Annotated in this window: 20 protein-coding genes and 1 tRNA gene; 5 read left to right on the top strand and 16 right to left on the bottom strand. The window is 67.2% G+C overall.

Annotation, left to right across the window (positions count from 1 at the left end):
- Window positions 1-126: 126 nt before the first annotated feature.
- Window positions 127-906: an HAD-IA family hydrolase gene (locus tag EL272_RS02895; RefSeq protein ID WP_061788258.1), complete on the bottom strand. Its 780-nt coding sequence runs from the start codon at window positions 904-906 to the stop codon at window positions 127-129.
- Between the two features lie 4 nt (window positions 907-910).
- Complete coding sequence (locus EL272_RS02890) at window positions 911-1,777, bottom strand: class II fructose-bisphosphate aldolase (protein WP_061788257.1); 867 nt, start codon at window positions 1,775-1,777, stop codon at window positions 911-913.
- 320 nt (window positions 1,778-2,097) lie between these two features.
- Between EL272_RS02890 and EL272_RS02885 the strand changes: the two genes are divergently transcribed.
- The 3 genes from EL272_RS02885 to EL272_RS02875 all read left to right on the top strand — a co-directional run bounded on the left by EL272_RS02885 (window position 2,098) and on the right by EL272_RS02875 (window position 5,809).
- Window positions 2,098-2,769, top strand: a complete 672-nt coding sequence (locus EL272_RS02885) for an FMN-binding negative transcriptional regulator (protein ID WP_157682453.1) — start codon at window positions 2,098-2,100, stop codon at window positions 2,767-2,769.
- A 167-nt stretch (window positions 2,770-2,936) separates the two neighbouring features.
- Window positions 2,937-3,938, top strand: a complete 1,002-nt coding sequence (locus tag EL272_RS02880; protein ID WP_061788256.1) for a zinc-dependent alcohol dehydrogenase family protein — start codon at window positions 2,937-2,939, stop codon at window positions 3,936-3,938.
- A gap of 188 nt (window positions 3,939-4,126) precedes the next feature.
- Entirely contained in the window at window positions 4,127-5,809 is a 1,683-nt protein-coding gene (locus tag EL272_RS02875) for a M20/M25/M40 family metallo-hydrolase (RefSeq protein WP_061788255.1), read from the top strand.
- Between the two features lie 512 nt (window positions 5,810-6,321).
- On the opposite strand, the gene EL272_RS02870 is transcribed toward EL272_RS02875, so the two are convergent.
- Complete coding sequence (locus tag EL272_RS02870; RefSeq protein WP_061788254.1) at window positions 6,322-8,256, bottom strand: DUF4132 domain-containing protein; 1,935 nt, start codon at window positions 8,254-8,256, stop codon at window positions 6,322-6,324.
- A 286-nt stretch (window positions 8,257-8,542) separates the two neighbouring features.
- On the bottom strand, window positions 8,543-10,801 hold the full coding sequence (purL, locus tag EL272_RS02865) for a phosphoribosylformylglycinamidine synthase subunit PurL (protein ID WP_061788281.1): 2,259 nt from the start codon (window positions 10,799-10,801) through the stop codon (window positions 8,543-8,545).
- A gap of 166 nt (window positions 10,802-10,967) precedes the next feature.
- On the opposite strand from purL, the gene EL272_RS02860 reads away from it, so the two are divergent.
- Window positions 10,968-12,104 carry a carbohydrate kinase family protein gene (locus tag EL272_RS02860; protein WP_014845706.1) on the top strand — a complete coding sequence of 379 codons (1,137 nt, stop codon included), beginning with the start codon at window positions 10,968-10,970 and terminating at the stop codon, window positions 12,102-12,104.
- A 12-nt stretch (window positions 12,105-12,116) separates the two neighbouring features.
- Here EL272_RS02860 and EL272_RS02855 read toward each other — a convergent pair.
- From EL272_RS02855 to mfd, 10 genes are all read right to left on the bottom strand, one after another.
- Window positions 12,117-12,193 (bottom strand) — tRNA-Leu (locus EL272_RS02855).
- A gap of 4 nt (window positions 12,194-12,197) precedes the next feature.
- Window positions 12,198-13,106 carry a Ppx/GppA phosphatase family protein gene (locus EL272_RS02850; protein WP_061788253.1) on the bottom strand — a complete coding sequence of 303 codons (909 nt, stop codon included), beginning with the start codon at window positions 13,104-13,106 and terminating at the stop codon, window positions 12,198-12,200.
- Window positions 13,103-13,633, bottom strand: coding sequence for a DUF501 domain-containing protein (locus EL272_RS02845; RefSeq protein WP_014845704.1), 531 nt, complete (start codon window positions 13,631-13,633; stop codon window positions 13,103-13,105). The genes EL272_RS02850 and EL272_RS02845 overlap by 4 nt, the downstream gene beginning before the upstream one ends.
- Window positions 13,634-13,639: 6 nt before the next feature.
- Window positions 13,640-14,212 carry an FtsB family cell division protein gene (locus tag EL272_RS02840; RefSeq protein WP_014845703.1) on the bottom strand — a complete coding sequence of 191 codons (573 nt, stop codon included), beginning with the start codon at window positions 14,210-14,212 and terminating at the stop codon, window positions 13,640-13,642.
- Window positions 14,213-14,242: 30 nt separating this feature from the next.
- Window positions 14,243-15,520, bottom strand: coding sequence for a phosphopyruvate hydratase (gene eno, locus EL272_RS02835; protein ID WP_061788252.1), 1,278 nt, complete (start codon window positions 15,518-15,520; stop codon window positions 14,243-14,245).
- Between the two features lie 116 nt (window positions 15,521-15,636).
- A complete protein-coding gene (locus tag EL272_RS02830; RefSeq protein ID WP_014845701.1) occupies window positions 15,637-15,927 on the bottom strand; it encodes a hypothetical protein in 291 nt (96 codons plus the stop codon).
- On the bottom strand, window positions 15,917-17,485 hold the full coding sequence (locus EL272_RS02825) for a TROVE domain-containing protein (protein ID WP_041697123.1): 1,569 nt from the start codon (window positions 17,483-17,485) through the stop codon (window positions 15,917-15,919). Before EL272_RS02825 ends, EL272_RS02830 begins: the two co-directional genes overlap by 11 nt.
- A 571-nt stretch (window positions 17,486-18,056) precedes the next feature.
- Complete coding sequence (locus EL272_RS02820; RefSeq protein ID WP_014845698.1) at window positions 18,057-18,689, bottom strand: nucleoside triphosphate pyrophosphohydrolase; 633 nt, start codon at window positions 18,687-18,689, stop codon at window positions 18,057-18,059.
- The gene (locus EL272_RS02815; protein ID WP_041696157.1) at window positions 18,689-19,168 is read right to left on the bottom strand and encodes a hypothetical protein; all 480 of its coding nucleotides are present in this window, start codon (window positions 19,166-19,168) and stop codon (window positions 18,689-18,691) included. The genes EL272_RS02820 and EL272_RS02815 overlap by 1 nt, the downstream gene beginning before the upstream one ends.
- Window positions 19,169-19,287: 119 nt before the next feature.
- Window positions 19,288-22,767: a transcription-repair coupling factor gene (gene mfd, locus EL272_RS02810; RefSeq protein WP_061788251.1), complete on the bottom strand. Its 3,480-nt coding sequence runs from the start codon at window positions 22,765-22,767 to the stop codon at window positions 19,288-19,290.
- Between the two features lie 83 nt (window positions 22,768-22,850).
- Between mfd and EL272_RS02805 the strand changes: the two genes are divergently transcribed.
- Entirely contained in the window at window positions 22,851-23,084 is a 234-nt protein-coding gene (locus EL272_RS02805) for a hypothetical protein (RefSeq protein WP_041696155.1), read from the top strand.
- A 131-nt stretch (window positions 23,085-23,215) separates the two neighbouring features.
- Here the strand turns inward: EL272_RS02805 and pth are convergent, their stop codons facing one another.
- Both pth and EL272_RS02795 read right to left on the bottom strand, forming a co-directional pair.
- Window positions 23,216-23,794 (bottom strand): aminoacyl-tRNA hydrolase, encoded by a 579-nt coding sequence (gene pth, locus EL272_RS02800; RefSeq protein ID WP_014845695.1) that lies wholly within the window; start codon window positions 23,792-23,794, stop codon window positions 23,216-23,218.
- On the bottom strand, window positions 23,791-24,084 hold the full coding sequence (locus EL272_RS02795; RefSeq protein ID WP_061788250.1) for a hypothetical protein: 294 nt from the start codon (window positions 24,082-24,084) through the stop codon (window positions 23,791-23,793). Before EL272_RS02795 ends, pth begins: the two co-directional genes overlap by 4 nt.
- Window positions 24,085-24,257: the final 173 nt, after the last annotated feature.

The raw sequence follows: 24,257 nt of genomic DNA, 5'->3' as shown, positions 1-24,257 counted from the left end.
TCAGCAACCTCCAGCCGGCTCCGCCTCCTCGCGGAGCCGCTGCCACTGTACAGCGCTAGTCCGGTATAGACAATAAGGGGGCACCGCAAATGCAACAACAGGATTCCGCCGCTCCGCAGGCTGGGATCAGCCCCGGTGGCGCGAGATCACGTCCTCGAGGACCGCCACGTCGACGGCGGGGCAGCCGACCATCAGGTCGCAGGGATCGGCCAGCACGACGGCGGGGGCATCGGGCTCCCCAAGGTCGGACAGGACCAAGCTCGCCCCGGTGAAGTCTTCACCGTGGGTGTAGGCGGACTCGGTCACCACCACGGGAAGGGAGGCACCCCTGGCCGCGGCCAGGCCCTGGGACGAGTCCTCCACCACCACGCAGTCACCGGGACTCGCACCCAGTTGCTGAACCGCGTGCTTGTAGATGGCCGGGTCGGGTTTCTTCCGCGCCACCACGTCGCCCGCGAACACCTCGATCCCGGAGGCGAGCCCGGCGCCGAGAACCGTTTCCATGACCGCCCTGACCGATTCGGGCGCCGACGTCGAGGCGACCGCGACCGTCCATCCCGAGGCCGTCGCCTCGATGACAAGCCTGCGGATTCCCGGGCGGGCCGGTACCAGACCGTCGGCCACGATCCCGCGGAACAGCTCGCTCTTGAGCGCGTGGACCTCGGCCACCAGCCTCGCGCGCTCCCCCGGGGTGTCCTCGAGACCGCGGGCGGCCATCACATCGGGGGACAGCACCGAGGAGAGGCGTTCCTTGCCGCCCCCGATGCCGAGCAGTCTCGCGTAGGTGGGGTCGTCCCACTCCAAGGGCAGGCCCATCTCCCGGAAGGCCCGGTTGAACGCCACCCTGTGTCCGTCGCGCTCGGTGTCGGCGAGGACGCCATCGCAGTCGAGAAGCAGGAAGGGCATGGTCTCACCGCTCCCCGCCGGCCCGCCCGGCGCTGCCGAACAGCTCCAGGAAGGAGGCCACCGTGTCCGCGACCCGCCGTTCGACCTCTCCCAGGATCGGCAGGGGTTCTCGCCGCCCTGCCTCACGCGCCGAGCCGAGCGATTCCTCCATCGCGTCGAGGTAGGCGTGTTTCACCGCGGTGGAGACGTTGATCTTCGACACACCCGCCGAGATGAAGGAACGGAACTCCTCGGGTTTCAGCCCGGTGCCACCGTGGAGGACGATCGGCAGATCGGTCAGCCTCCGCAGGTGGCTCACGCGTTGCGGCAACAGCACCGGGGGCAGCTTGTACTGGCCGTGAGCGGTTCCCAGGTGCGGCGCCAGCAGATCGACCCCGGTTTCCCGGGCCACCCGGACGAGCTCTTCATCCGCGTAGGAATGAGCCAGCGCGTCGGAGCCCACCCCGTCCTCGACACCGACGATGTTCTCGATCTCCGATTCGACGTCGACCCCGTTCGGATGCGCCCACGAGACGACCCGGGCGGTCTGTTCCGCGGCCTCGGCCAACTCCAGGTGGGAGGCGTCGAACAGGACCGAGGACCAGCCCGCGTCGATTACGGCCCGGGTGAGTTCCAGGTCGGGGCAGTGATCCAGGTGCAGGGACAGCGGAACGTCCGAGCCTGCGGCCAGTTCCTCGAACATCCGGGCCAGGAAACGCGGGCCGAGCGCCTTGGCGGTGCGCGCGGATACCTGCACGATGGCGGGCGAGCGTTTCTCCCCGGCTGCGCGGACGACCGCTCGCAGCGTCAGCCCGTCGAATATGTTGAACGCCCCGACGGCGTATCCCCCGTCCTGCGCCGCGTGGACGATGCTTTTCGTCGAAGTCCTCATGACGACCTTCCGTGGTATGCGATTTCTACCGAGATGAGGCAACTGTACCCGTCTAGACCGGAATGTTGCGGGTCATCGGGAAATCCGTGACCCGATGTCCTGTCAAGACCGGTTGAACCAACCCGCCCGCCGGGCCCATCGGGGCGAAACTGCTGTGCCAAGCCACCCGCTGAGCCGACCCTGTTGACGCGGCCTCCAGGCCCTGTTGCGAACGGTGCCGTCCGAGCTAGGACTCACCAGGCGGGACGCTGGATCGCCCGGTCCGGTGCGTCGCGACCGGGCATGACTTTCGCGACAGGGCCTAAGCTCGGGGTGTGTACGTGGCAAAACACTTCGAGATTCCCGACGACTACCTGACCGGGCTGCTCGGCCGGGTGCGAGCCGGGAATCTCGTGACGATCCACGAATCGGGACCGCAGGCGACCTTCGTCCCGTTCCACCTGGAGACGCGCGGAACCGGCCAGGTGCTCGTGACGCACCTGATGCGCATCAACCCGCAGGCCGTCGAGCCCGTCACGGGTCCGGCACTGGCGATCATCGACATCGACGACGCCTACGTCTCCCCGGCCTGGTACGCCACCAACAAAGACCTCCCGAACGTCCCCACCTGGGACTACATCACCATTCACGTCACCGGGGAGGTCCGTTTCACCGCCGACCCCGGAGCCGCCCTCGAAGCTGCCCGTGAACTCACCTCCCGGATGGAACCGCCCGAGGTCCTGGAGGCCGTCGGCGAGGAGAAGCTGCGCAAAATGGCGCGGGCGATCGTCAGGGCCGAGATTGCGGTGGAGAAGATCCAGGGCAAGGCGAAGGCCAGCCAGAACCGCCACCCCGATGACGTCAAAAGCCTGCTGGCCCACCTGGAACGCGAGGGTGAGACGGAGCTCGTGAGGTACCTGAGGGAGGTCGCGCTCCCCCACGCCACCGAGCGTTTCGGAATGATCCACGACCTGCGAATGGGTCGGCGCCTGCCCACCAGCGCCGCCGAGTAGAGATCTGCCCTTGTTGAATCCGCTGGGCCTCAATGAGCACTGGTCCCGGCCGTCCCCGGATCCCGTAGGGCGGCGCGGCCGCGGTTGCCGGCCATGCGTTTCAAGCCGGTGCGGTCATCCTGTGATCCCCGGGAAACTCGCCCCTGCTCCGAAGGAGAACCGCCACGATGACCACCCCTGATGTTGTCAGCGCCGTCGTCGCCGAGCGACCCGGTCCCCTGACCGATGTTCTCCGTCTCCACACGGCCACACCCGTCGATGATCCCTTGGGCGAGGGAGAGGTGCCCGTCCGGATGCTGGCCAGCACGGTCAATCCCTCCGACGCGGTCACGGTCTCCGGAGCTTACGGGTCACGGACGGTGTTTCCCTTCGTGCCCGGCTTCGAGGGGGTCGGTGTCATTGAGCGCATCGGGCCCGGTGTTCCTCGGGCCGCGACCGGACGCCGTGTGCTGCCGCTGGGCACGGCGGGGAACTGGCAGGAGATCAAACGCACCGACCACTCCTGGTGCATTGCCGTTCCCGACGATCTCGACGACGAGACCGCGTGTTTCGCCTACATCAATCCACTCACCGCGCTGTGCATGGTCCAGCGCTACTGCACCCGGGTCACAAAACACGTGCTCATAACCGCGGCGACCTCCACGATCGCCGGTCATCTGGCCGAGCTCCTGGGCTTTCACGGAATCAGGCCGGTCGGCCTCATCCGGGGCACCCCCGGTCACACCGTTGCCAACCCGGAAAGGTGGGACGATGTCGTCTCCACCAAGGAACCCGGCTGGGTTGAACGCCTCCGCGTAGCCACCGGCGGACGAGGCGCCGACCTGGTCCTGGACTGCGTCGGCGGCCCCGATGGTGCGGAGCTCTTCGGGTTGCTCACCCCAGGCGGGCTATTCGTCCACTACGGCCTGCTGTCAGGCAAACCCCTCCCTCCGGAGTGTTTCACGGGGCAGGACGGGAAACGCGTCGAGATGTTCCGTCTCCGCGAAACCATCCACAACTCTCCACGAACAGAGCTCCCCAAACTCTTCACGCCCGTCCACGCCCACCTACGGGCCGGACGGCTGAGAACTCCGATCGCACGGTGCGTCCCCCTGACCGGGCTCGTGCAATCCCTCCGCGACAACCCGGCGGCGGCTCAGGGCAAGGTCCTCATCACCTACCGGTCCTGAACCGTCCCGGTTCGGGGCTGCGATCATCGGCAGCGGAAGAACGGCCGGGCTGGTCGCCGCCACGAAACAAGTCGGTCCGAGAGTTCCCCGTGAGGCTAGCCCGACGCTGAAAGACCAGCTGGCAGGGTCCCGCCATCCCCGGAATCGCCAATAGCGTCGAGACATCATCACTTCACGGAAGGAATCCCATGTCCCGACGACTTCTCGCCTGGCTTCCAGGCCTGGCGGCTGCGCTCGCCATCATCGCAGCGATGTCGCTGTTCCTCCTACCGGCCCCGAAGTCCGCCGACTCCGACCCGACCGGTTTCTCGGCGGATCACGCCAAGCAGCTGATCGACACCTTCGCCGACGAACCCCACAGTGTCCTTCACACCGAGGCACACGCCAGGTCCCGGGACGAGATCGTCACCATGTTCAAGGACCTCGGATATCAACCGGAGATCCATTCCGATCCCATGCCTCTGTCCGAGGCCACCAACACGTCCCAGTACAGCGAAGCCGGCCTTGATGCCCTCGCGCGGCTGAACACCGAGAACATCGTGGTCAGGGTTCCCGGGAAAACCGATGACACCATGATGCTCACCGCCCACTACGATTCCGCCGTCGACTTCGAGAAAACCGCTGATGGACGATGGGACCCGAAACCCGGGGTGTCCTCCGGTGCCGCGGACGACGGCTACGGGGTCGCAACCATCATCGAGACGCTGCGCGCCATCAAGGCCGACGGCAGAACCCCGGAACGCAGCCTCCTGATCGTCATCACCGATGCCGAGGAGCTCAATCTGCTGGGGGCCATGGACGAGATGCTCCACCACCGCGCCGACTACGACAACGTCGACCTGATCGTCAACATAGAGGCACGCGGCACCAGCGGCCCGGCGGTCATGTTCGAGACCAGCGACACGAATGCCTCAGCCACGGAATTCTTCCTGAAGAACGCACCGCGTCCCTTCGCCACCTCCCTGATGCCCGCCGTCTACCGGATGATGCCGAACGGCACCGACCTGTCGATCTACCTGAAAGAGGGCTTCACGGGTCTCAACTTCGCATCCATCGGGAATTCAGAGAACTATCACACCGCCAGTGATTCACCCGCGTACTCGGATCTGACCTCGCTGCAACACTACGGGGATCAGGTCCTGGGACTGGCTCGCGCCTGGAGCTTCGACCAGGACACCCCGAAACTCACCGATGATCAGGACCGGGTTTTCTTCCCCGTCTTCAGCGGGTTCACCGTCCACTACCCGGCGACGGTCGGTGTGATCCTCGGAGTGGTGGCGATCGCGCTGACGGCCGCCGCAACGGTTCTGCAGGCCAGGAAGGTGCGATGGTCCCGGGTGGCCGGCACCGCCTGGGGTTTGACGTGGCGCATCGTCGTTTCCGCCGGAGCCGCCTTCCTGGTCCAGTTCGGCGCGAACAGCCTCGGACTGCTCACTTCCCTTGAGAACAATACGTGGATCTATCGAACCGTGCTGTACCTGGTGCCGACACTGCTGGCCGCCGCGTTGATCACGCGTTTCCTGCTCAAACGGCGACACGACGGCCTCAACCGGGAGGCCTCGATGGCCACACTGCTGATGTTCGCCGTCTCCTCGGTGCTGTTCATGATCCTGTTGCCCGGGGCCGCCTATCTGTTCGTGCTGACCACGGCCGTCCTGGCCCTGACCGGCCTGGTACCGGCATCCCTCAGGCCCATCGCAGCAGCGGTGGCGTGTTTCGCGGTCGCGGTGCTGTTCGCCCCGATCTCCTGGCTGGTGGCGGAAGCCCTGACGGCAAGCCTCGTGGCGGTCCCGATCGCTCTCACCGCCTCTGCCGTCGCACCACTGGTCCTGAACCTCCTACCGCCCTCGGTCACACCCGCACACGCATGAGAACAGCTCCGGGCCGGGTATTCCCGGGATTCCCGACCGCCGACAGAACCGGTCCAGAAGATTTCCGACGCTCTCCCCTGCTCATCCGGCTTCGAAGGTATCCGTCCACGAGGTCATGAGTTCGAGGCGAACAGCCCGTTGCCCGGACCCGCACTCTTCAGACCCAGAAACCGGTTTGTCCGCAACACCCGGGGACGGGATGGCTGGAGCACCGGGGAACGGGCCGGAGCGGAGTATCGGAATACCCATCGCGTCCTGGACCTCCTGGGCACCCCGATGGGATCAGAGCATCCAAGCAACTGCCCCCGTTGCTTGGACCCGTGATTCGTGGATCCACCTGAACTTGGACCTGCGGACCAACGCTCCAACCAAACCGAGGTGTTGCTTGGATCCCGTTCCGTCGGGCCCGGGCGAAGACGCCGGGGAAGCACGCAGTACCGCATGATCCGTCGCTTCCCATGCGTCCCGGAGGCAGCGATGTGTCTTCTTCGGCCTCCCCCAGAACGGGATTTCTAGCTCTTGGAAAACCAGGGAAGCCTGACCAGGTCCCGGATGGCCTCGCTGAGTTCGACCGGATCCATCTTGGAGCGTTCACCGATGATCTCGGCCTTCAGCAGACGCACCGGATCGGCGGGCGGGCTGCCGCCAAGGGACCAGTAGGCAGTGCTGATCCGTAGATCCAGGTAGCCTCCCTTCAGGCCCCGGCGGAGCCCATCCACACCTGCCCTGTCGTCGCCGTGGAGTTTCCAGCCGCGTGCCCCGAGCCCGAGCAGGGCCTCGCCCCAGACATGACTGCCGGGGAACTCCGGAACCTCCGCGTAGCTGCTCCGGCCAACCTGCTCCACCAGCGGCGTCATGTGGTAATCGATGCAATGGGAAGTCCACTCGTTCGACATCTCCAAGGGATGCGCCAGCCCAATGACGGCCCCCACCGGTAGGGCAACCGGTTCCTCATGGACGTCGAGCAGACCCAGATCATCGCCGACCCGGAACAACACCGTTCGTTCGTCGGCATCGTGGGCAGTCCAGATCAGGTTCTGCGCCGCCAGCCGCATCACGGGGTGTTCCAGGAAGACGGTACGGAACTCGTCCTGGGTCCAACGCCGGCAGGTGCTCATCGCGATTTCCAATCTGTCCGTCTGGGAGCGGATCACGGCGGTGAGTTGTTTCTTGAACTCCCGGAACTCCGCAACGGCCTTCCCAGCCGCCACGGGGTCGTCCTTCCTGCCCGGTCTGGGCAGGGTCCTCATGGTTTTCCCGTCTACCGTCGACACCAGTGGCGTCAGTTCGAGGTTCAGCCTCACCTCGAACTGACGCGGACCGAAGTCGAGCCTCAGACGGCCGTTTTCGTCGAGACCCAAGTCCGGTATGGCCTGTTCGGCCAGCTGCTCCATGCTGATTCCCCGTTCCTCGGCCAGCCGCTCCAGAACGATCCTTGCCTGCTCTCCAAGCCCACGGTTCCGGGGATGCCCGGCGATTTCCATCAGTTCCAGGAGCGCAACCTTGCTGCGTATCCGGGCCAAGACCTCCATTCCCGCGAGTACACGATCCCAACGGGAACGTTGCCAGAAATTCTTGATCAGGACGGTCACCAGACGGGCGTTAACCTCTCCGCCCATGCTCTGCCGGGCCAGGACCCACTCGTCTCCCTTGACCTCGCAGGACCGCCACTGCTGCAGCAGATCCGCCAGAAAAGCGGCGAGACTGGCCCGGGTGAAACACCTGGCCGTGTTCTCGTGCTCGTCAACCATCAGGTTTCTCACCACGTCCCCGACCTGGTGGACGGGAACGACCCGTCCGGTACCTGCCAGCACCAGGCGTGGCGCCCGGATCGGGTTGAACCATTTCGGAACATCCGGCAGATCACCATGCGCGCGGAAGGGCAGTTCGGTTCCGGCCTCGTCAACGCCCGGTTCCGGGGCCAGCAGCCAATCGATGAGGTGGGAGTCGGCACCGGCGTCGCGGAGCGCCTTCACCCAGTCGGGATGGCGCCAGGCGAGGATCTGGAACAGGTCCGCGGCGCGCTGCCCGCGTCTGGGGTTCAACCTCAGGAGGGATTCGAGGGAGTCCAAAGGCCAGCGCCGAGCGCTGGTGAGGAACATCATGTACGCCTGAGGGTTGTCGAGATGCCTCAACAGCGCGTCCCGGGATGCGCGGCTGCCGAGGCTCGTGATCAGTCGGGCGGCCGCCGACGACCTCGCTCGATGGGTGAACTCCGATTCGAGCTGAGGCAGTGCTTCGTCGCCGTGCCAAGCCACGAGACACGCCAGGGCGGCGCCACGGCTTGGAGCCGCTTCCAGCAGCGACTGGCCGAGTTCTCGGGGTGCGTTGGTGGGGCGAAACGAGGCCCCGAGCCGTTTTTCCACCTTCGGAACCCCGGAGAGCATCCGGGTCACCCCGGGCACGGGGATCGGGGTGCCGTCGGGTCGGGTATCGAGTCTGGCCATGTCAGAAAGAGTAGGAGTTCCCACCGACAGAACCGGTTCGAGAGATTTCCGACGCCTTCACCGCGATCCTGCTCAGCTGGCCTCGAAAGACACCCGTCCACGAGCTCACGAGCTCGAAACGACCAGTCCGTTGCCCGGATCCACACCCTTCAGATCCAAGAACCGGTTTAGACGGGATGGCTGACGCGCCGGGGAACGGGCAGAGACGGCGCTGAACACTGAGTGGCCCATCGCGTCCTGGACATCCTGTAGACACCGATGGGTCATCATCGGTGACGGGGCGGTTTCAGTTCCGCATGGCCTCCGGTACGGGACGCGACCAGACGCCGTGGAACTCCGCCAGCGGCACGCTCAGCAGACCGACGACGTTGGCATCCAGCTGCTCGATGACCTCGCCGAGCCGGGTCAGCGGCACAAGGTTCTCGCTGCACAGCGATTTCACCCGCTCCACCGACGACTCCGGCATTGTCACCAAGGCCCGGGCCGCCGACTCGCTGAACAGCTGAACCGTCGGGTCCTCGCCCGGCAGTGTGACGGTGAACCCGAAACCGCCCTGCAGAGCGGACTCCACCAGGCTCACCGCGAGGCCGCCCTCGCTGATGTCATGGGAGGAACGCATCAGGCGTTCCACGGCCGCGTCGCGGATCACCCTGGCCAGTCCGGTCTCCGCTCGCAGGTCCACGCGCGGCGGCACGCCACCCAGGTGCCCGTTGTGGACGGCGTCGGCCCAGATTGAACCCGACAGCTCCTCCCGGGCAGAACCCAGCAGCCAGATCCCGTCACCGGCCTTCGCGAACCCCGAACGCAGCCGCTTCGTGACGTCGTCGATCACACCCAGCACACCGACGGTCGGGGTGGGCAGGATCGGGGTTCCGCCGGTCTGGTTGTACAGGGAGACGTTGCCGCCCGTGACCGGTATGCCCAATTCCTTGCAGGCGTCCACCAGACCGAGAATGGCCTCGACGAAACTCCACATCACCTCCGGGTCCTCGGGGGAACCGAAGTTCAAGCAGTCGGTGACCGCCACCGGCTCCGCCCCCGTCACGGCGACATTCCGGTACGCCTCGGCCAACGACTGCTGCGCCCCGATGTACGGGTTGAGGTAGGTGAACCGCGAGTTCGCGTCGAGCGCGAGCGCGATGCCCAGCCCCGTTTCCTCGTCGATCCGCAGCATCCCGGCGTCCTCGGGCTGCGCCAGGACAGAGTTCCCGCGCACGTAGCGGTCGTACTGGTTGGTGATCCACGACTTGTCGGCGATGTTGCCGTGTGCCATCACCTTCATCCACGCGGCGCGCACCCCTTCGGGTGAGTTGTCGCGCGGCAGGTTCTCCGCGGCATCCGCGTTGACCTGATCCAGCCACTCCGGGCGGCGGTAGGAGCGACGGTAGGTGGGGCCCTCGTGGGCGACGGTACCGGGATCCACATCGACGATGCAGTGACCGTGCCAGTGGATGATGAGCCGTTCACCGTCGGTGACTTCACCGATGACCGTGGCCGTCACATCCCATTTGCGGCAGATCTCCATGAAACGTTCCACGTGCCTGGGTTCCACCACCGCCATCATGCGTTCCTGCGACTCGCTCATCAGGATTTCCTCGGGCGCGAGGTTCGGGTCACGCAGCGGCACGAGATCGAGGTTGATGGACATGCCACTGTTGCCGGCGGAGGCCAGCTCCGAGGTGGCGCAGGAGATTCCGGCCGCCCCGAAGTCCTGGATGCCGACGATGACGCCGGCCTTGAACAGTTCGAGGGTGCACTCGATGAGCAGCTTCTCCATGAACGGGTCGCCGACCTGAACGCTGGGGCGTTTCGCGGGTCCGGTCTCGTCGAAGGTCTCGGAGGCCAGGATGGATGCCCCGCCGATGCCGTCCCCACCGGTGGCGGCTCCGAAGAGGATCACCTTGTTGCCCACCCCGGAGGCGTGGGCGCGGTGCAGGTCCTCGTGTCGCAGCACCCCGACGCACAGCGCATTGACGAGGGGATTGCCGAGATATGTCCTGTGGAATTGCACCTCGCCGCCGATGTTCGGCAATCCCAGGCAGTTGCCGTAGCCGCCTACACCGGCGACGACACCGGGCAGGACCCGGCGGGTGTCGGCCTCGTCGAGCGGACCGAAACGCAGCGAATCCATCACACCGATGGGCCGGGCCCCCATCGCGAGGATGTCGCGGACGATGCCGCCAACGCCAGTGGCCGCTCCCTGGTAGGGCTCCACGAAGCTCGGGTGGTTGTGGGACTCCGCCTTGAACGTGACGGCATACCCCTGTCCGATGTCGACGACACCGGCGTTCTCGCCGATACCCGCCAGGAGTGGGCCGCGCGGGGTGTCCTGGCTGAGTTCACCGAATTTCTTCAGGTGCACCTTCGAGGATTTGTAGGAGCAGTGCTCCGACCACATCACCGAGTACATCGCCAGTTCGGCGCTGGTGGGGCGGCGGCCGAGGATCTCCCGGATGCGTGTGTACTCGTCATCCTTCACACCGAGCGCCGCGTACGGCTGCTCCAGGTCGGGGGTTTCCAATGCATGAGCCACGGTGTCTGCCACGAGAGCAAATCTATCGGTTGAAACCTCGATTTCGTGGATGCCCCAGCCGCTGCCATCGAGATGATCGATCAGCATTCACCGGAAGCTCGACTGCGTCGGTCCGCTGTCCTATGGTTGTGCCGGATGCCGTCTCGACGCCGAGCCGACGGAAGGAGCCGTCCCGGACATGACCCAGCCAACCCATTCCGAGGAGTTCTGCGAACGCTGTTGGAGCTTCGACCCGCTGGCCGCCATCCGCTGCGACGACGATCCGCCGCTGGACGTCATCACCTCGGGAACCATCTTCTTCGACATCATCTTCGCCGGGCTGCCGCGCATTCCCGAACCGGGCGAGGAGTTGTGGAGCACGGGACTCGGTTCCTGCCCGGGGGGCATCGCGAACCTGGCGACGGCGCTGGCTCGGCTGGGGTTGCGCACGGGCCTGGTGGCGGGTTTCGGCGACGACGCCTACGCGGACTGGATCTGGGAAACCCTCCTGGAGCAGGAGCACATAAACCTGACCACCTCGCCCCGCTACGACGACTTCCACACCTCTTTGACGGTGGCCGTCACCGTCGAGGGGGATCGCGCGATGGTCACTCACGGCCACGAACTGCCGGAGTCGCTGTCCTCCCACATCCTGGCCGCCCCGGCGTCGCGCACCGCGGTGGTCGATCTCGGCGGTGAGACCGACTGGTGGAACGAGTTGAGGTCCCGCGGCACCGTCCTGTTCGCCGACATCGGTTTCGACACCTCCGGTCGCTGGGATCCGGCGGATCTGCGACCGTTGCGGCACTGCCGGGCCTTCACCCCCAACGCCGTGGAGGCCATGGCCTACACCCGGACGGACTCCCCCAACCTGGCGGTGCGCAAACTCGCCGAACGCGTTCCCCTCGCCGTGGTGACCGACGGGATCGGCGGGGCATACGCCATCGACCAGGACACGGGCGAGGAGGAGTGGTGCCCCGCTGTGACGGCGTCGGTCACCGACGCGACGGGCGCCGGGGACGTGTTCGCCTCCGGCCTGGTGCTGGGGTGCCTGGCGGGCTGGCCGCTGGAGCAGCGCCTGAAGTTCGCCTCCCTGACGGCCTCCCTGGCGGTGCAGCAGTTCGGTGGTTCCCTGGCGGCCCCTGGTTGGGGTGACATCGCGGACTGGTGGCGCTGCCTGCGACACAGGGCCACCGGCGGGGATTTGAAGGCCGCGCACATCAGCCGCGACTACGGTTTCCTCGAAGACCTCATCCCCCGCCACCAGGTGCACAGCGTCCGGCGCGCGGAGGCGACCTTCGCCAGCCACTCGGACCTGCCCGACAAACGGAAATGACGCGGGCACTGCTGGCACCCCCGACGGGACTCGAACCCGCACTGGGGCGGGTTTAAGCCGCCTGCCTCTACCAGTTGGGCTACGGGGGCCGGATCAGTCCAGCAGCCCCAAGGCTATTGCGTCGAGGATGTCGGTTTCGCTGATACGGATTTTTTTCCCCGGAATCCGGGAAATCGTCTCGTCTAGGATCAACGCCCCGGCCCCGATCACCCCGGCGCGGAGCGGCTGCATGCAGGGTTCCTGCTCTATGAGACCCACCGGGGTGGTCAACCAGTGCTCCGTGACCGCATCGACATCGCCGCGCCCCAGCACCAAACCGTGTACCGCCTCGCGGGAGTAGCTCTCCAATCCGAGCACCCGGGCACCGACGCTGGTGACGGTGCCCGCCACCCCGACCGCGCCCGCGACGGCCGCGAAATCGATCCCGGAACCGTCCAGCAGCTCACCGACGAACCCCCTGGCGTTTTTCCGCTCCCCCGGGGTCGGGGGATCGGTGTGCAGGAAACGTTCCCGGAGCCGCACCGCACCTACGTTCAGGGAGACCGAGTGGAGGATCGTCCCGGCCCCGTCCACGAGCACCAGCTCGGTGGATCCGCCACCGATGTCAACTACCAGGGTCGGTGAGGCCACATCCAGCGCGCAGAGCGCACCCATGCTGGACAGCCGGGCCTCCTCCTGCCCCGGGATCACGTCCACCTCCACGCCCAGGCGTTCGCGCACCCCGTCGACCAGCAGCCGCCGGTTGGAGACGTCGCGGGCCGCTGAGGTCGCGACGAACCGCACCTTCTCGGCTCCGTGTTCACGGATGATCCGGGCGTATTCCTCACACACGGCGAAGGTCCGAGCCAGCGCGTCGGGATGGAACTCTCCGGTGGCGTCGACCCCCTGCCCGAGTCGCGCCAGCCGCACCTCACGCACCAGCTCGACGGGGGCCTTACGGCTGCCCGACAACACGAGCAGGCGAATGGAATTGGTTCCGCAGTCAATGGCGGCCACCCTCATGCCTGCTCCTCGCAGCATTCGTCGCCGATCCGTTCCCGAACCAGGGCCAGGGCCTCGTCGCCGAGGGGATTCACCCCCGGGCCCGCGGCCAGCGCGTGTCCCACGAGAACGTGTAGGCATTTCACCCGGGTCGGCATCCCACCCGCCGAGATGCCCTCGATCTCCGGCACGACGCCGAGGGCTGTACGGTCGGCGAGATAGGCCTCGTGGGCCGCCCGGTACCGTGCTGCGAGGTTCTCGTCCTCACCGAGCCGCCGCGTCATCTCCGCCATCAGCCCGGAGGCCTCCAGCGATGAACAGGCAGCAACGTAGCGCGGATTGGTCAAGTAGTAGACGGTCGGGAAAGGGGTGCCGTTGTCGAGTCTGGGAAGGGTTTTGATGACCCCGGGACGCCCGCAGGGGCAACGCCACGCCACTGCGACCACCCCCCGCGGGGGGCGTCCCAGCTGCTCCTCTATCACCTCGAGATCAGCGGCGCTCGGGGCATCCCCCGCCGGTTCCGGGGCGCGCCCGGTGTCGGTGTTCAAGAACTCTCACTTCTCCTCTGCAGGCGCGTCGGCAACTCCCACCGATCCCCACATCTGCTGCCACCACATGCCGGTGCTGGGTTTGCTGGGGGCCAGGACCGTGGAGTCGCCGCCGATGGGTTTGCCGTCGGCACCGATCACCCGATACCCGGTTTCCCCCGGCACCACCCAGCCGAGCCTGGTCCTGGCCTCCGCCTTCACGAAGGCGGGGTCCTTCCAACGGGCCAGTTGGTCGTCGAGGGTGGCGATCTCCCGCTTGGTCTGGTCGATCTGCTGTTGCAGCTGCGCCATTTCCTTCGCCTGGGCGAAGTAGACGCGCAGGCTCTGGGCGAGGGTGACGGCCAGGGCGGCCATCACCACACCCAGGATCAGTAGCCGCCAGGTCATCCCGAGGGCGCGTTCGGAGGAGGAGACGCGCGGCCGTTCCTCGGCGGCCTGGGCCACGGCCTCCGCGTCGAGGGGACGGGTGCGGGGCCGTCCGCTGGAAACTCGCTCTCCCGGACGCGCAGCGGTCCGGGACCGTGGCGAACCACGTCCCGGACCGCTGCCCGCGGGCTTGTTCCTGGGGTTACTGGGCATACACCCAGTGTGACCGATTCGTGGCGCGCATCAGCCCTTGAAACGCGGGAACGCGGAACGACCGGCGTAGACGGCGGCGTCGTCCAGGTTCTGCTCGATGCGCATCAGCTGGTTGTACTTCGCGACGCGGTCGGTGCGTGCCGGGGCGCCGGACTTGATCTGGCCGCAGCCGAGGGCGACCGCGAGATCGGCGATGGTGACGTCCTCGGTTTCACCGGAACGGTGCGACATCATGGTGCGGTACCCGGCGCGGTGGGCAAGTTCAACGGCATCGATGGTCTCCGACAGCGAACCGATCTGGTTGACCTTGACCAGCAGGGCGTTGGCGACACCGGAGTCGATGCCGCGGCCGAGCCGTTCGACGTTGGTCACGAACAGGTCATCGCCGACCAGCTGCACCTTGTCGCCGAGGCGCTCGGTCATGGCCTTCCAGCCGTCCCAGTCCTCCTCGTTCAGCGGGTCCTCGATGGAGACCAGCGGGTAGGCATCCACCAGTTCGGTGTAGTAGCCGATCATCTCCTCGGAGGTCTTATTCGCACCCTCGAACTTGTAGACCCCGTTCTCGTAAAACTCGGAGGCGGCGACGTCGAGGGCCAGGGCGACCTGCTTGCCGGGTTCGTAGCCAGCCTCCTTGATGGCCTCGACGATCAGGTCGAGGGCCTCACGGTTGGAGTCGAGGTTCGGGGCGAAACCGCCCTCGTCGCCCAGGCCGGTGGACAGGCCACGGTCGTTCAGCACCTTCTTGAGGGCGTGGTAGACGCCGGCACCCATCTCGACGGCCTCGGCAAACGACTCGGCGCCGATGGGGGCGATCATGAACTCCTGGATGTCGACATTGGAGTCGGCGTGCGAACCACCGTTCAGGATGTTCATCATGGGGACGGGCAGGATGTGGGCGTTGGGACCGCCGACGTACTGGTACAGCGGGAGCTCCGCCTCCTCCGCGGCGGCGTGGGCGACGGCCAGGGAGACACCGAGGATGGCGTTGGCCCCGAGCTTGGCCTTGTTCGGGGTCCCGTCGAGCTCGATCATGGCGAGGTCGACGGCGCGCTGCTCGTTGGCCTCGAAACCGAGAATGTCCTCGCTGATGATGTCGAGCACGTTCTTGACGGCGGTCTGCACTCCCTTGCCACCGTAGCGTTCGCCGCCGTCACGCAGCTCGACGGCCTCGAAGGCACCCGTTGAGGCGCCGGAGGGGACGATGGCGCGACCTTCCGCTCCGGTGTCGAGGGCCACCTCGACCTCGACGGTGGGGTTGCCGCGGGAGTCGAGGACCTCGCGGGCGTCGATGAACTCAATGATTGCCATGGGTCTTGCCCTTCCTTGAAATGAAGACCATAGGATGTCCTTCCCCGTCCAGCCTATCCAACGCCCGTACAGGGGTCACCCCCCAAATCGCCATTCACGGGCGTTGGGAAACCCGGTCACCGGCGTTTGGACACCTGGGCCACGAGTTCGCGGCTGCACCCGATCACCTTCGCCAGGGCGCCGTAGGACCAGCGTTCGGAATCCTCGTCGCGCAGCTGCCGGATCAGCCGGTCCCGTTCGGCCCTCAGCTGGGCGGCGCGGCGTTCCGCCTCCGCCGCCTGCTCGTGAAGCTCCCGTGCCCTCGCGGCCCTCAGGTCCGAGACTCCCCCCGAACGCCGGGTGGCGGCCCCGCCCGCGCCCTTCAGCGCGGCGTTGCCGCCACCTGGTGATTTGTTCCTAGAAGCCACGCGAGAACTCCGAGATCAGGTTGGGCACCGCGTGGTCGAATCCGGCGACGTCCAGCATCCCGGCGTCGTCCGGGTCGGCGATGCTGAACCCGGTGGAGGTCATGCCCACCACCACCAGTTTCGCCGGGATACCAGTTTCCCTGCGGTACCTCACCAGTGCCTGGTGCGGGTGGATTCTTCCGCACCAGGTCTCGTTGTCGGTGTAGACCACGAAGGTGTCCACCTCCAGCCGGCGCTTCAGCGCGTGGAGCATCGGCTGCGCGCAGTCGGTGCCGCCGAACGGTAGGTTCCCGATCCTGTGCAGCGCGTCGTCAAGACGCTGCCTCGGCGACAGGTCGAGGGGCACCAGCCCGCTGGTGAAACCGACGACCGCCGAGACGGGTTCGGTGGCCAGCTGCACCAGCGCCAGGGCAGCGGAGGCCTCGCGTGCGGTTATCGGCAGGCCCGCGATGTGGCTGCACATCGAGCCGGAGACGTCCAGGGCGAGCATCGTGCGTTTCCCTGACGGCGTCACCGCACCGAAGGCCGCGTAGAACGCGGCGTCGAGGGCGTCAATCACCTTGGTGCTCGGCTGCCAGGTGGAGCTGCCCCGCGTCGAACGCCCGGAGGCGTAGGTGCGGCCCGCGACCAGCACGTTCACCGGGTGGACACGCGCCCTGCGGAGCCGGTCGGGGTCGGTGAGCTGGGCGCACACCTGTTCGGTGCGGGCGCTCAGGTCGTCCAGGAGGCCCAGCCCCGTGAGTCGCGGGAGCTGGCGCATCAGCGCGGTCTGCGGGATTCCGGCGTCGAGGAGCGCCTCCCAGACCTCCGGTTCACGCAGCGCGGCATCCGGCAGCATCTCCCAGGCCAGCCGGTGTTCGCGCACCAGAGCGACCCAGGCGGCGACCGTCGTCGCCTCCTGCGCGGCCAGGAAGGCGCGCACCAGTTCAGGGGTGTCCTCGCCGAGCGAGCCACGGACGATCCACTCGAACAGGGCACGCAGTTCGGGAACGGTGGTGACCGGGTGCGACAGGCGCAGCAGGTCGCGGTGCGTCCAGCCGCTGCGCTGGCGATACTTGACCGCCTGGTGGGCCAGGTCGTCGGCCCGCCTGCCCGTGTACCAGTTCCCGACCGCCCGGCGCAGCCCGCGGCCCCAGCCGCGGAACTGCTGCACGTAGTCAGCGAAGGTGAACAGGTGCGTCCCCGTGCGCGCCACCTTGGGCAGCGCGGCCAGCGCCAGCGGCGCGCTCGCAGGCATGGATGCCGCGTAGGCCAGCGCGAACAGCACCGGGTTCTGCCTGGGTGCGGCTCCCCGGACGGAGACGTCGACGATGGTTGCGACGAGAGTCTCCGGCTCGGAGGCGGCCATGCGCTTGAGGACTTCGACGTTGTCGATGGCGAGTTCCTTGGCCGAGGCGTAGTAGGTGCCTGCGTCGACCCCGAGTGTCAGGAAACGGCGCAGACGTGCCGCGTCATCCAGCTGGAAGGTGTGGCCACCGGCCGAGTTCTGGACCTGCCGTTCGTCTGCGGGTTTGCTCTGCGGTGTGCTCCGCAGGTTAATCTCACGCAATACGTCCATGGTGTTGCCTCCCTTCCTGTTCGTGTTCGCAACCATGGGTTCCTGAAAGCCCGGGTGGGCGTGGTGTCGGACACCGGAAACGTCAGGCGCTCTGGCCGGTTGAGCTACACCCGCCAAGGGTGACGGGACTCGAACCCGCAACCTCCTGATCCCTGATAACCGATCCCCTGCGGCCCACCCGGGGGTTCCTTCAGCGGCCCGGGCGGGCATGTCATGAGCACCGGCGGTTCGGTCTGCCTAGCTGGCAGCCGTTTCACGGAACAGGTGATAACCGATGCCTTCCGGCCCGCCCGGGCCGGGATTCAGGTGCGCGAGGCCCGCCCGGGCATGGGGGTAATGCCCGGATCACGCGTTCGGGAAACCGAACGCGAACCGCCTGGCGGCGGTCTTGAGGATTTGAACCTCGGCAGGGGGAAAGGCCTGCATTTCCAACTCGATAACCGAGCACATTCGGCCCGGGCGGTTCTCGCGCTGTGAAGTTTTGTTTCCGCGGACCCCTCGGCCCGTCAACTGTGTAACACAGTACACACCTTGCGCCGGGTGCGCAACCCGGGATCCGGTGAGCCGGGAATCATGCCGTCCCTGCGGGTCCCTCGGCCTGACGGATACGTTCCTCCAGACCCCGCAGGGCCTCCCTGACGGCCGCGTCGGCGTCGACCCCGCTGGCCTGGGCGCGGGCGACGAGGGCCTGGATCCGTTCCCCCACGTCCTCGGCGGTCACGGGTTCGCTGGGAAACCCGACCGGCACCTCGTGCGACCGGGCGCGCGCGATCACTTTCTGGGTGCGCGCCAGGGAGCTCATGGACCGGGCGATTCCGTCCAGCGACGAGGTCCGTCCCTTCTCCTGGCGTTTGCGGCGTTCCCAGACCCCGCGCAGGTCCTCGGGCACCTCGCCGTCACCGAAGACGTGGGGGTGGCGGCGGATCAGTTTGTCCGCGATGCCGCGGGCGACGTCGTCGATGGTGAACCGCCCCTCGTTCTCCGCGATCCTGGCGTGGAAGTACACCTGGAGCAGCAGGTCGCCGAGTTCCTCACGCAGGTCGTCATCGGTGCCACCCTCCACCGCGTCGACCACCTCGCAGGTTTCCTCGACGAGGTGGGTCAGCAGCGAGGAGTGCGTCTGCTCCCTATCCCAAGGGCATTCGATGCGCAGCCGTGCCATCACCTCGTTGAGACGGATCAGCTGTTCGCCAACCTCCGGCATCAGCTCTTCGTCTCGACCGAGATGGAGCCGCCACGGCGATCAATCCCGCGCGGACTCCAGGCCCCGTAGCGCGGATTGATCTCCACACGCGGCAGTTCCTGCAAAACGGCCTCCACGTCAACGGAGGCCTGCAGGTACCTCATCTTCAGCTCACCCTCGACGACCTTCTGGCAGGGGGTCCCGAAGGCCTGGGAAGCATCCGGGTCGGCCTCCATGGCAGCACGGAGCTTCGCCGCGTCGATGGTCCGCCCGAGTTTCGGGGATACTTCATCCGCGATTTCCCCGAGTATCAGGGGGAACAACACGTCCAGCCGCTTGATCTGGGGATTGATCTTCCGGCACGAGTTCACGGCCTCGGTGACCTCGGCCTCCGAAATGACCTTGTCGCCCACGATCGCTGCGGTCGACGGGCTGTGTGCACAGCCGGCGAGGGCAGCGACCGCAACGAGCGGAACTGCGATGCGGGCGGCGGGTTTCATGGACGATCCTCCTGAAGACGGCTTTGCCACGAAGCATACCCACGAGCGGCGGGCCGGACCCGGAGCGATGCCGACACGGAACCGCCCCGGCGGTCACACCCGCCGGGGCGGTCGGGGCCTCAGCCGATCACCCTGTCCAGCAGCGACATCGCCCAGGCGACCGCGTCGCCGTCGGGTTTGGGCACCAGCAGCTGAGCGGTCGCCTGCTTGTACACCGACCCCGGGTAGAGGCGTTGCAGCCGCACCTTACGCGACTCGGGAAGGTTCACCGGTTCGATCCGGACGTTCTTCCCCTGCGCGACGATGTCGACCACACCCAGTTCCCGGGCGCGGTTGCGCAGCACCGCGACCGCGAGAAGCTGTTCGACGGGCAGCGGCGGTTCGCCGTAGCGGTCGGCCAGTTCGGAACGCACCGCCTCGACGTCGCCGGCCGACCGGATCTCCGCGATCTGCTTGTACATCTCCAGCCGCAACCGCTCGGAGGGGACGTACTCGTCGGGCAGGTGGGCGTCGACGGGCAGTTCGATGCGCAGCGCCGGTTCCGGGGTGGTGTCCTCGCCGCGGTACTGGGCCACGGCCTCCCCCACCAGCCGCAGGTACATGTCGAAACCGACGTCGGCGATGTGCCCGGACTGTTCCCCGCCGAGGAGGTTTCCGGCGCCGCGCAGCTCCAGGTCGCGCATGGCGATGGACATACCAGCACCCAGGTCGGTGTGGGAGGCCATCGTCGTGAGGCGTTCGTGGGCGGTCTGGGTGAGGGTTTTGTCCGCCGGGTACAGGAAGTAGGCGTAGCCGCGTTCCGAGGAGCGCCCCACCCGGCCTCTGAGCTGGTGCAGCTGCGAGAGCCCGAGCACGTCGGCACGGTCGATGATGAGTGTGTTTGCGGTCTGGATGTTCAGACCCGCCTCGACGATGGTGGTGCACACCAGCACGTCGGCGCGGCGCTCCCAGAAGTCGAGCATCACCTGTTCCAGTTTCGATTCCCCCATCTGGCCGTGGGCGGTGACCACGCGGGCCTCCGGCACCAGGTCGCGCAGCTCGGCGGCCACCTTGTCGATGCTCTCGACGCGGTTGTGGACGAAGAACACCTGCCCCTCCCGCGCCAGTTCGCGCCGGATGGCGGCCCGCACCTGTCCCTTGTCGTAGGGGCCGACGAGGGTGAGCACGGGGTGGCGTTCCTCGGGTGGGGTGGCGATCACACTCATCTCCCGGATGCCGGTGATCGCGATCTCCAGGGTGCGCGGGATGGGGGTGGCCGACATCGACAGCACGTCGACGTTGACCCGCAGCTCCTTGAGGCGTTCCTTGTGTTCGACGCCGAATCGCTGCTCCTCGTCGATGATCACCAGCCCGAGGTCCTTGAACGCGACCTCCTTGGCCAGCAGCCGGTGGGTGCCGATCACGAGGTCGACGCGGCCGCTGGCGAGACCCTCGAGGATCTTCCTCGATTCGGCCTCGCCCTGGAACCGGCTCAGCTGCGCCATGTGGACGGGGAAACCCGCGAACCGGGAGGCGAAGGTCTGGTGGTGCTGGCTGACGAGCAGGGTGGTGGGCACCAGCACCGCCACCTGTTTGCCGTCCTGGATGGCCTTGAAGGCGGCCCTGACCGCGATCTCGGTCTTGCCGAACCCGACGTCACCGCAGATCAGGCGGTCCATGGGGACCACCTTCTCCATGTCGGCCTTGACCTCCTGGATCGCCGCCAGCTGGTCCGGGGTCTCGACGAAACTGAAGGCGTCCTCCAGTTCCCGCTGCCAGGGCGTGTCGGGTCCGAAGGCGTGGCCCTTGGTGGCCTGCCTGGCGGCGTAGAGCTTGATGAGTTCGGCAGAGATCTCCTTGACGGCCTTGCGTGCCCTGGATTTGCGTTTCGCCCAGTCGGCGCCACCCATCTTGTCCAGGGCGGGGGTCTCGGAGCCGACGTAGCGGGTCAGCTGGTCGAGCTGGTCCATCGGCACGAACAGCCGGTCGCCGGGCTGGCCGCGTTTGCTGGCGGCGTACTCGATGACGAGGTAGTCGCGGACCGCGCCCTGGACGGTGCGCTGCACCAACTCCACGAACCGCCCGACCCCGTGGACCTCGTGAACGATCGGGTCACCTGCCTTGAGTTCGAGGGGCTGGATGGTGTTTCGGCGGCGCGACGGCAGTTTCCGCTGGCCGCGTTCCGCGCTCTGCTGGCCCGACAGTTCGGCGGCGGTCAGCAGTTCGAGTTTCGCGGTTCCCGCGCGCCAGCCGCGCCGGAAGGGCCCGACGATCACGTGCGCACTCCCGGCATCGGGTTCGGTTTCGAGGCCGGAGACCCGCGCAGTGATGTCGTGTTCGGCCAGCAGTTCGGTCATGCGGTTTGCCAGGCCCTTGCCCTCTACGCCGATCAGGAGCCGCCAGCCGTCGCGGAGCCGGGCCTGGATGTGGGCGACGGCGGCGTCCACGTCGCCGCGGAAATCGTCGGTGGGGGTGATCCCGAGCCGCCGGGAGTGCACGGAACCGGCGTCGAGGTTCGCATCGGGCGCCTCCTCCGCGGTGAACGGGCTGAGGCTCCACCACTTGTGCCCCAGCGCCATGGTGCGTTCCCGGACCTCGCCGAGGGCCCGGTAGGAGGAGGCACCCAGGTCGATGGGTGAGGTACCGCCGCTGGCCGCGGCCGCCCAGCTGGCGTTCAGGAACTCCTCGCTGGTGGCGACCAGCTCGACGGCGCGGGCGCGCACCAGTTCGGGGGCGGCCACCAGCACCAGGGAACGCGGCGGCAGCACGTCGGTCAGCATTTCCAGGCCGTCCACCAGGACAGGGATGAGGGCCTCCATGCCCTCGACGGCGTGACCCTCGGCCAGACGGGAGAACATGTCGGACAGCTGCGGGTGCTCGAGTTGGAGGGCCGCGGCGCGGCGCCTGACGGCGTCGGTGAGCAGCAACTCCCGGCAGGGTTCGGCCGTGACCCGCTGCAGCTGCTCGCCGGTGGAGCGCTGGTCGGCCACCGAGAAGGGCCGGATCTCGGTCACCTCGTCGCCGAAGAAGTCGATGCGCACGGGTTGTTCAGCGGTGGGCGGGAAGACGTCGACGATGCCGCCGCGCACCGCGAACTCGCCGCGCCGCTCCACCAGGTCGACGCGGTTGTAGGCGGCGTCCACCAGCGATTTCAGCAGGTCGGTGAGGTCGCGTTCCCGGCCGGCCTCGACGGTGACGGGTCGCATTGATGCCAGGTTCTTGACCTGCGGTTGGAGCAGGGCCCGCACGGGTGCGACCACCACCCGCGGTGGCGCATCGGATACGAGCCGCCGCAGCACCGCCAGGCGTCTGCCGACGGTGTCGGCGCGGGGCGAGAGGCGTTCGTGAGGCAGGGTTTCCCAGGCCGGGTAGTAGGCGACGGCGTCCTCCCCCAGCAGCCCGGAGATTTCGGCCGCGATGGCCTCGGCCTCCCGGAAGGTGGAGGTGACCAGCAATATCGTGCGCCCGGACTCGGAGGCGAGCATCGACGTCGCGGTGGCGAAGAAGGAGGTGGCGCAGGTGATATCGCGCGCCTCGGCGCCCACCACCTGGGAGTCGCGCAGGGTGGCCCGGACGGCCGGGTCTGCCTCGAGGGCGGGAAGAAGTCCGGGAAATCTCACCGGGTCATCTTGTCACGAATGCCCCAGAATCCCGATCCTCTTCGATGCCATGACGTGCTACACAACACCATTAACCTCAACGCATGAGGATGACCGTGACCATTGCCGATGACGTCCGCGCCGAGATGGAGAGGATGCGCGCCGAGCAGGGTATCGGTCCGAGCGAGGCGCTGAACACCTTGGCCCGCAGGGGCATGATGCGCTCTTCCGCGTCTCCCATCACCCTCCCGGCGCCGGTCGCGATGGGGGCTCGCTTCGACCTCACCAACATCGGCGAAGTCCTGGAGATTCTCGATTCGCAGGAGCCCGGGTCGTGATCGTCGATGCCAGTGTGCTCCACGCCACCGATGAGGAAACGTCCCGGCGGTTTCGCCCTGTTTCCTGAGGTGGCATGGGTAAATCCTCTCAGAGCGTGATGGCGCCCGGAGTTTCCACGTCCTCTGCGTCTTCAGTTGTTGAAGCGATTCTGTGCCGCCACGAGGCCCTCCGTCACCAGGGTCTCGACCGCGTCGGCAGCGACCGCGGCGTCGAGCCGCATGGCGTCCAGGTCCGCTAGGCGCATCCGGGAGAGCACGTAGTCGGCGGCGGGTTGGCGTCCCGGGGGGCGGCCGATGCCCACCCGAACGCGGTGGAAGTCGCCGGTGCCGAGGTGGGCGCGGATGGATTTGAGTCCGTTGTGGCCGTTGTCGCCACCGCCGAGTTTGAGGCGCAGGCGGGTTGGTTCCAGGTCGAGTTCGTCGTGGATGACGATCACGTCGGCGGGGGGGATCTTGTGGAACCTGGCGACGGCGGCGACCGCGATCCCCGAGTCGTTCATGTAGGTGGTGGGTTTCACCAGCACCAGCCGGTGTTCGCCGGGGAGCTGTCCCGTGGCGACCTCGGCCCGTTGTCCGCGGGCGATGCTGAACCGCGCCCCGAGGCGGGAGGCCAGGTCGTCGACCGCCCAGAACCCGACGTTGTGCCGGGTCGGGGCGTAGGCCGGGCCCGGGTTCCCGAGCCCGGCCACGAGATGAACCGAGGGACTCACTCGCCCTTGACCGGCATCAGGTCGACGTGTTCCAGGAAACCGGTGATCGGGTCGCGCTGCACCTGCTTCGGGGCGACCACCACGGCATCGGCGCCATCGATGCTGATCTCGAAGGTGACCCCGGGTTCGCGCAGCAGCAGGAAGGTTTCCTGGCCGGGCAGGGAGATGTGGACAGGTTCGATGCCGGGCCCGTAGATGACGGCGGGTACGCGTTCGGCGCGACGCAGCTTGCGGGCCGCGCCCTTGCCGAACTCGGTGCGGGCGGCGGCTTCCAGCTTGTGGGTGGCCATTTCTACCTCCTGAGGTGTGGATCGGGATGCACGCCTGCAGGGGTTGCTAGTCGATAACGGACATCGGGTCCCTCGCCAGGCAGCTCGCACAGCCTACCCCAGGTCCGGCAGCACTCCAGAACACGAACCCCGTACCGGCCAGCCAGAACCCGCCCCCAAGACCCCGGACAAGG

The organism is Arachnia propionica (genome assembly GCF_900637725.1).
In the GTDB taxonomy this organism is placed as follows: Bacteria; Actinomycetota; Actinomycetes; order Propionibacteriales; family Propionibacteriaceae; genus Arachnia; species Arachnia propionica.
Note: the sequence above shows the minus strand (reverse complement) of the source record. Positions and strands in the feature narration are given on the sequence as shown.